Annotated in this window: 9 protein-coding genes and 1 pseudogene; 5 read left to right on the plus strand and 5 right to left on the minus strand. The window is 69.4% G+C overall.

What is annotated here, in order from left to right:
- The first annotated feature begins 62 nt into the window (after positions 1-62).
- Together M3Q35_RS11405 and M3Q35_RS11410 are read left to right on the plus strand one after the other, a co-directional pair.
- Positions 63-959, plus strand: a complete 897-nt coding sequence (locus M3Q35_RS11405; protein WP_273941654.1) for a phytanoyl-CoA dioxygenase family protein — start codon at positions 63-65, stop codon at positions 957-959.
- Positions 960-1017: 58 nt separating this feature from the next.
- Positions 1018-1419 carry a hypothetical protein gene (locus M3Q35_RS11410; protein ID WP_273941655.1) on the plus strand — a complete coding sequence of 134 codons (402 nt, stop codon included), beginning with the start codon at positions 1018-1020 and terminating at the stop codon, positions 1417-1419.
- Here the strand turns inward: M3Q35_RS11410 and M3Q35_RS11415 are convergent.
- Complete coding sequence (locus M3Q35_RS11415; RefSeq protein WP_379794083.1) at positions 1416-1835, minus strand: PPOX class F420-dependent oxidoreductase; 420 nt, start codon at positions 1833-1835, stop codon at positions 1416-1418. The two genes, M3Q35_RS11410 and M3Q35_RS11415, sit on opposite strands and share 4 nt — an antisense overlap.
- 83 nt (positions 1836-1918) lie before the next feature.
- Positions 1919-2593 carry a DUF998 domain-containing protein gene (locus M3Q35_RS11420; protein ID WP_273941656.1) on the minus strand — a complete coding sequence of 225 codons (675 nt, stop codon included), beginning with the start codon at positions 2591-2593 and terminating at the stop codon, positions 1919-1921.
- Positions 2594-2753: 160 nt separating this feature from the next.
- Between M3Q35_RS11420 and M3Q35_RS11425 the strand changes: the two genes are divergently transcribed.
- From M3Q35_RS11425 to M3Q35_RS11435, 3 genes and pseudogenes are all read left to right on the plus strand, one after another.
- Complete coding sequence (locus M3Q35_RS11425; protein WP_273941657.1) at positions 2754-3149, plus strand: VOC family protein; 396 nt, start codon at positions 2754-2756, stop codon at positions 3147-3149.
- Between the two features lie 42 nt (positions 3150-3191).
- Positions 3192-3437 (plus strand): annotated as a pseudogene (locus tag M3Q35_RS11430) (PadR family transcriptional regulator); the annotation flags it as partial.
- 88 nt (positions 3438-3525) lie between these two features.
- Positions 3526-4458: a hypothetical protein gene (locus M3Q35_RS11435; RefSeq protein WP_273941658.1), complete on the plus strand. Its 933-nt coding sequence runs from the start codon at positions 3526-3528 to the stop codon at positions 4456-4458.
- Here M3Q35_RS11435 and M3Q35_RS11440 read toward each other — a convergent pair.
- Genes M3Q35_RS11440 through M3Q35_RS11450 form a run of 3 tightly spaced genes read right to left on the minus strand, consistent with a single transcriptional unit; the run spans position 4436 to position 6361 of the window.
- Positions 4436-5224: an alpha/beta fold hydrolase gene (locus M3Q35_RS11440; RefSeq protein WP_273941659.1), complete on the minus strand. Its 789-nt coding sequence runs from the start codon at positions 5222-5224 to the stop codon at positions 4436-4438. The two genes, M3Q35_RS11435 and M3Q35_RS11440, sit on opposite strands and share 23 nt — an antisense overlap.
- On the minus strand, positions 5221-5802 hold the full coding sequence (locus tag M3Q35_RS11445) for a TetR/AcrR family transcriptional regulator (protein WP_273941660.1): 582 nt from the start codon (positions 5800-5802) through the stop codon (positions 5221-5223). Before M3Q35_RS11445 ends, M3Q35_RS11440 begins: the two co-directional genes overlap by 4 nt.
- 34 nt (positions 5803-5836) lie before the next feature.
- A complete protein-coding gene (locus tag M3Q35_RS11450; protein ID WP_273941662.1) occupies positions 5837-6361 on the minus strand; it encodes a GNAT family N-acetyltransferase in 525 nt (174 codons plus the stop codon).
- Between the last annotated feature and the right edge of the window lie 22 nt (positions 6362-6383).

Raw genomic sequence — 6383 nt, forward strand, 5'->3', positions numbered from 1 at the left:
TTCTGCCGGCGTGGCGGTAATTCGGTGGCCAGCCGGAGGTGGTCGGCATCACACTGCCGGGCATGCTGGAGGACTGGAAAGCGCAGGGCTTCGTCATCCTGCCGTCGTTGTTGTCGACCGCCGACCTCGCGCCGGCTCTCGGTGAGCTGGGGTTGATGTTCCCCTCGCCCCAGGGCTTTCACGACGGCACCGATCCCCGGCGGTCGCGTTTCCTCGACGACGAGTTCGACGGCATCGACTCCTTTCCTTTCGCCAGCGTCGAAGTCGGGTTGCTCGCCGTGCATCCGAAGATCGTCTCCTTGGCGGCCGAGCTGTTGGGCACTGCCGACATCCGGCTCTACGGCGCCGAGGCGTGGGCCAAGTACACCGGGGCCACGTCGTACGACCAGGACCTGCACCGGGACTACCTCAACCACACCGTGCTCGTGCCCAGCACCGAGTTTCCGCAGGTGGAGATGTTCGTCTATCTCGTCGACGTGCCCGAGGAGCTCGGTCCCCCACACCTCGTTCCGCGGCGGTGGACGTCCCACCTGGACGCCGTCCCCAACTGGTTTTCCCGTTCCGGCCCCGGCCACGGCGACTTCGTCGCCCCCGGCAGTCCCGCCTTGTACTCCCAGGAGATCTCCGCCGCCGGTCCCGCCGGCACCGTCATCGCCTTCGAGGCCGGCACCTTCCACCGCGGCACCGAGCTCCGCCAGCCCCGCGGCGCCCGCTATTCCATGCACCTCTGCTTCCGCCGCTCCAGCGACGACTGGGCCCTCCGCCAGGGTTGGGCCGTCGAGAGCCACAAGCCCGAGTGGTACTCCTTCGTTCCCCGCGCCACCCCGTCGCAGTTGGCCCTGCTCGGCTTTCCGCCGCCCGGGCACCCTTTCTGGACCGCCGAAACCCTCGCCGGCATGGCGCTGCGCTACCCGGACCTCGACCTGTCCCCGTGGAAGAGCGCCAGCAAGTCGAGTTGACGGCCGACGGCCGCCCTGGCCAAGATCGCCTGCAGACGGTCACTGAGGGGGCACCTGGATGGCGAAGCGTGAGTGGCGGCTCAGCAATACCCCTACCGAGTACCGGGACGCGGTGCTGAACGCGAAGTGGTACGGCTACGAGCTGATGAGCCTCTCGGCCCCGCTCCACGTCAACTGGCAGGTCGACGGCCGGATCGACAACGTCGCACGGGACTTCCCGATGATTGACCTCAACGAGATCCGGGCGTTCCTGGCGGAGACCGGGAAGACCGTGCCGTGGGTCTGGCTGGGCCGGCTCGAACCGCTCCCGGAGGGGATGAAGTCCTACTGGCGTCTAAGCCTGGACACGGCCACCCCGGACCTCATCCTGCGAATGCGGCCGAGCCATTTCCCGGGGAGGTACCTGGCCAGCCGGGCGTTGCAGCCGTACGACCCGTACGCGTCCGGGCGTCGGCGCTAGACGGAGCGGATGTCGGCCTTGATCAGGTGGGGGTCCTTGTCCTGGTCCTCGGCGGCGATGCCGAAGGCGATGATGCGGCGGGGATGGATCCGGATGATGGGCCCGGGCATCTGGCTACCGCCGTCGGCCGGATCGACGAGGGCCTCGGCGTCGCCGCGGATCTCCAGGCAGCGGACTCGCCACGGCGAGGTGGAGACGATGTCGTCGACGACAAAGGCGGCCTGGCCGTTGGCGGCGACGTTGCGGAACTTGCGGCTGGCGGCCATGTTGAAGCCGCCGATGTCGATGGTGCCGGTCGCGGCGTTGTAGCGGAAGCCGACGGGGTTGGCCTGGAGGGTGCCGTCGGGCTGGGCGGTGGCCAGCCGGCCGAGGGGCTGACCGGCGAGGTAGGACAGCTCGGCGTCGGTGAAGGACACGATGAGGAGGACCTTTCCTGTGGTGGAGGCTGCGACCTCAGTCTGCAACCTCCACCATCCTGGAGATCAAGCCCAGGAAAGGATCAGGCCTCGGCGACGACGGACGCGGGCGTCGGGAAGACGTCGCCGAGGATGGCCTCGCCCTTGGTCAGCCAGGCCACGCCGAAGGCCATCACGGCGATGGTCTCCAACCACAGCTCGGGATGCAGCCCGGCGGTGGCGGCGGCGAAGAACTGGTGCACGGCGGCGATCGCCAACAGGCAGCCGATGATCACGACACCACACGTCAGGTACAGCCGGTTGCGTTGCAGCTTGCGCTCGGTCGGCCCCATCTCGCTGGTCCGGCGGAACAGGAAGATGGCGAAGAAGGCGATCGTCAGGAAGAAGATGGACGCGAACACCAGGTGCAGCACGCCGATCAGCGCGGCGGTGCCGGACGGGTCGCCCGGCGCCGTGGGGAACAGGCCGACGCCGATGGCGGCGAGGCCGGCGAGGTTGCCGGCGACGTCGTCGATGACGTCATAACCACGGTAGGACAACAGGAACGCACCCACGGCGCACATGCTGCCGACGAAAACGCCGCGCATGTCGGTGTAGAAGTAGGAGCTGATCGAGTCCTGCAGCCCACCGCCCTGGATGATCAGCTTGCCGATGATCAGGACCGCCGGCAGGGCCAGGCCGATCAGGCCGATGGCGCGCCGCAGGTACAGGTACGAGTGGACGAGGGTGTCCGATGGGGATCGAGTAGTCGGGCTCATGGCCGCCTCCGCGCGAAGTCGCTGTCCTCTTGATCGGCGCACGCCGCCAGGGACCTTAGTCCTGACCTCGGGTTTTCACGTGATCGGCGGACACTTCGCGTTGTCGGCCCCCTCCCCCGGTGCGAGGATGGCCGCCTGGTTCCTACCCGAGGAGCACGTCATGGGCGCAAAGCTCGATCCCTACCTCAGCTTCGACGGCGACGCCCGCCAGGCCCTGGAGTTCTACCAGGCCGTCTTCGGCGGCGAGCTGTCGCTCAACACCTTCGGGCAGTACGGCATGGCCGGCGACGGCGCGGACAAGATCATGCACGGCTCGCTCAACGGCGACTACATCCTGATGGCCTCGGACACGCCGCCGGGCATGGAGTTCAACCCGGGCAGCAACGTCAGCATGTGCCTGTCCGGCGACTCCGAGGACGTGCTGCGCGGCTTCTGGGAGAAGCTGATCGACGGCGGCACCGTGTCGGTCCCGCTGGAGAAGCAGATGTGGGGCGACGTCTTCGGGTCCTGCGTGGACAAGTTCGGCATCTACTGGATGGTCAACATCGCCGGCTGAACCCCCTTGCCCATAGTCCGGTGATCGGTATATACCGATCACGTGACTGACGGTGCGCTGAGGGAGCCGACCTTCCTCGTCCTGACCGCGCTCGCGGCCGGGCCCCAGCACGGCTACGGGATCCTGCTCGACGTCGAGCAGATCTCGGCCGGCCGGGTCCGGCTGCGCGCCGGCACGCTCTACACCGCCCTCGACCGGCTGGTCGCCGACGACTGGGTGGCGGTGGACCGCGAGGAGGTGGTCGACGGGCGACTCCGCCGGTACTACCGCCTGACCGACCAGGGGGCGGCCAGGCTGGCGACCGAGGTGGAGCGGCTGCGGGTGACCACCCGGGCCGCCGAGACGCGCCTGCGGGCGCGGACCGTGGGGGAACGGCATGAGCAGGGAACAACACTACCGGCGACTGCTGCGGCTCTATCCGCAGGACCATCGGGCCACGCACGGCGAGGAGATGCTCGGCGTGCTGATGGCCGGCGGCGGTGGCCGGCGCGACGACCTGAACCTGGTCGGCGGCGCGATCGCGCTGCACACCCGCCGGATGTTCAATCTGGACGGTGGCGTGCCGCTGCGGGACGTGATGGCGATCGTCAGCCTGCTGGGCCCGATCATCCTGCTCACCGGGGCGGCGTCCGACCTGCACGAGATCGCCTGGTGGATCAAGGGCGGCGACCTGGCCGACATCCCGTACACGCAGATCCCGGAGTCGCCCGCCTGGGCCGCCTGGCTGGTCGTGGCGCTGCTGGCCCTGTCCGGGATGCGCAGGCTCGCGGCGCTGATGTCCTGGGTGGCCGTGCTGACGCTGCTGGTGATCATCACCGAGATCCGCTGGAACTACTCCGGCGACCCGTCCAACGTGGGCTGGATGCTGCTCGGCCTGATCACCGCGATCTCGCTGACCTGGTCGGCCGGGCCGAAGCGCGGCCTCGAGCTGGTCGGCCGGCGCGGCGTCCTGTTCGCGCTGGCCGGTGTGGCGACGTCGACCCTGCTGGTGGCCATCAGTCCGAGCCTGTACCGGCTGAGCTTCGCGGCCTACCAGCTGGGGCCGTGGCTGGCCGTGGCCGCCATCGGGCTCGCCGCCTACCTGGCCTGCAACCGGGTCCCGCACCGCCGGACGGGCCGGCACGCGGCGTTCCTGCTCGCGGTGCCGGTCCTGTCCGACGTGTGGCAGTACCTGCTGATGGAGATCGTCGGCGCGCCGCTGTTCTGGATCGGCATCGTCGAGAACAGCCTCTTCTACGGCGTCCCACTGCTGATCGTGTTGGCGGCCAACGGAATTCTCCGGACGATCAAGAAGTCGCTGCCGAGCTGAGCACCTGGTGCAGCTTGGCCGCGAACGCCACCGGGTGCCGGGCGTAGCCGAGGTGCTCGCCCGGGAACTCGACGAGCGGCAGGCCCAGCCGCTCCGACAGCACGACGTTGGGGCGGTAGGCCAACAGGCCCCGTGACTCGACGCCACAGGCGAGGACCAGCTTGTCCCGGTCGAGCGCGGCCAAGTCCAGCTCGTGCCGCGGATACGGGTTGAACTCGTGGTCGAACCAGAACGGGACGTTGTGCCGCATCCGCTCGAACATCTCCCGCATGGCCGGCGGCGGCTCGAAGCCGGCCGGCGGGGACTTCGGCGGGGCGAGGCCGACGACCTTGGCGAACAGGGCCATGGCCGCCTCGTGCCCCTCGGCGAGATAGAGCTGGTACACCTCGTCCAGCTCGGCCAGCAGCTCGTCGCGGTCGGGCAGCAGGGAGACGAGCGGCGGCTCGTGCGGCACCGCCTTGAGCACGACGGACGGGTGCTGGGCCAGCAGCTCCAGCGTCACGATGGCGCCGGAGCTGCTGCCGAACACGTAACCGGGCTCGTCGGCCAGCAGCGCGCGGGCATCCTCGACATCGGCGGCCAGCTTGTCGGCCGGCACGGTGTCGACGGGGCTGCGGGCGAAGCCGGCCCTGTCGTACAGCACGACCCGGTACCGGTCGGCCAGCTGGGCGGCGGCGGCCTCGAAGACGGTGCTGTCGCCGTTGCCGCCGACGATGAACAGCAGCACCGGCCCGCTGTCGCCGATTCTCTTGGTGTACAAGGTCATTGCGTCCCCCTCAATTGCCTGAGCGCCGTCTCCACGAGGCCGAGCAGCGGGACCGGAGGGTCCGCCCGCAGCCAGTGGTCGGACGCCACCTGGGTGGCGGCGCCGACCGCCGCCGCCAGGATCTCCGGATACATCCCGTGGTCGCCGGGCCCGAGTCGGTCGGCGATGGCTGCCGCCAGCCCCCGCTGCATCTTCACGTACGTCTTCAGCAGCTCGCCGGCCATCGCCGGCGAGCTCAGCACGGGCCGCAGGCCGGCCAGCCACCCGGGCGGCGGCAACTCGGCCGCGGGCGCGTGCACCTCGAGCACGGCGGCGGTGATCGCGTCCCACAGCGGCTCGTCGGCCGGCCGGTCGAGCAGGACCTGCCCGACGCGGAAGATGCGGTCGGTGGCCCGCGAGGAGATGGCCTCGTACTTGCTGGAGAAGTAGTTGTTGAAGGTGCGCGGGGACACGCCCGCCGCGGCGGCGATGTCCTCGACCAGCACGTTGTCCAGCCCGCGCTCGACGGCCAGCGTCAGCGCGGCCATGCTCAGCGCCTCGCGGGTGGCCTGCTTCTTGCGCTCACGGAGTCCGGACACCCCGCCACCCTAGCAAAAGTTGCGGGGCACGCAATTATTTCCGGAGCAGTTGCCGGTCGGCGGCGCGCAGCGTGACCACCCGCGTCACCTTGCCGTCCTCGCCGGTCACGTCGCGCACGATCTCGAAGCCGGCCTTCATGGCCATCGCCAGCGAGCGGGTGTTCTCGGCGGCCACGCAGCCGTGCACGGCGTCAAGGCCCAGCTCGTCGAAGCCGTAGTCGATCACGCGGTAGGACAGCTCGGTGCCGAGGCCCAGCCGCCACACGTCACGGATCAGGGCGCAGATCAGCTCGTGCCCGTCGACGTTGCCGGTCTTCTTCAGCTCGGCGTGGCCGATGTAGCGGCCGTCCAGCCGCACCGCCCACACGTCGAACATGTTCTTCGGGTACACCTCGGTGAACAGCAGCCCGAACAGCGTTCTGATCGTCTCTTCGGGCTGCCGTTCCTGCCCCATCCATCTACAGACCTCCTCGTCACGTAACAGCGCGACGAAGTCGTCGGAGTCCTCGGGCGTGTAGGGGCTCAGCAGAAGGCGCTCGGAGCGCAGCGTGGGAGTCACGGCCGAACGCTATCCGCAGGCC

The sequence above is a fragment of the Kutzneria chonburiensis genome (assembly GCF_028622115.1).
In the GTDB taxonomy this organism is placed as follows: domain Bacteria; phylum Actinomycetota; class Actinomycetes; order Mycobacteriales; family Pseudonocardiaceae; genus Kutzneria; species Kutzneria chonburiensis.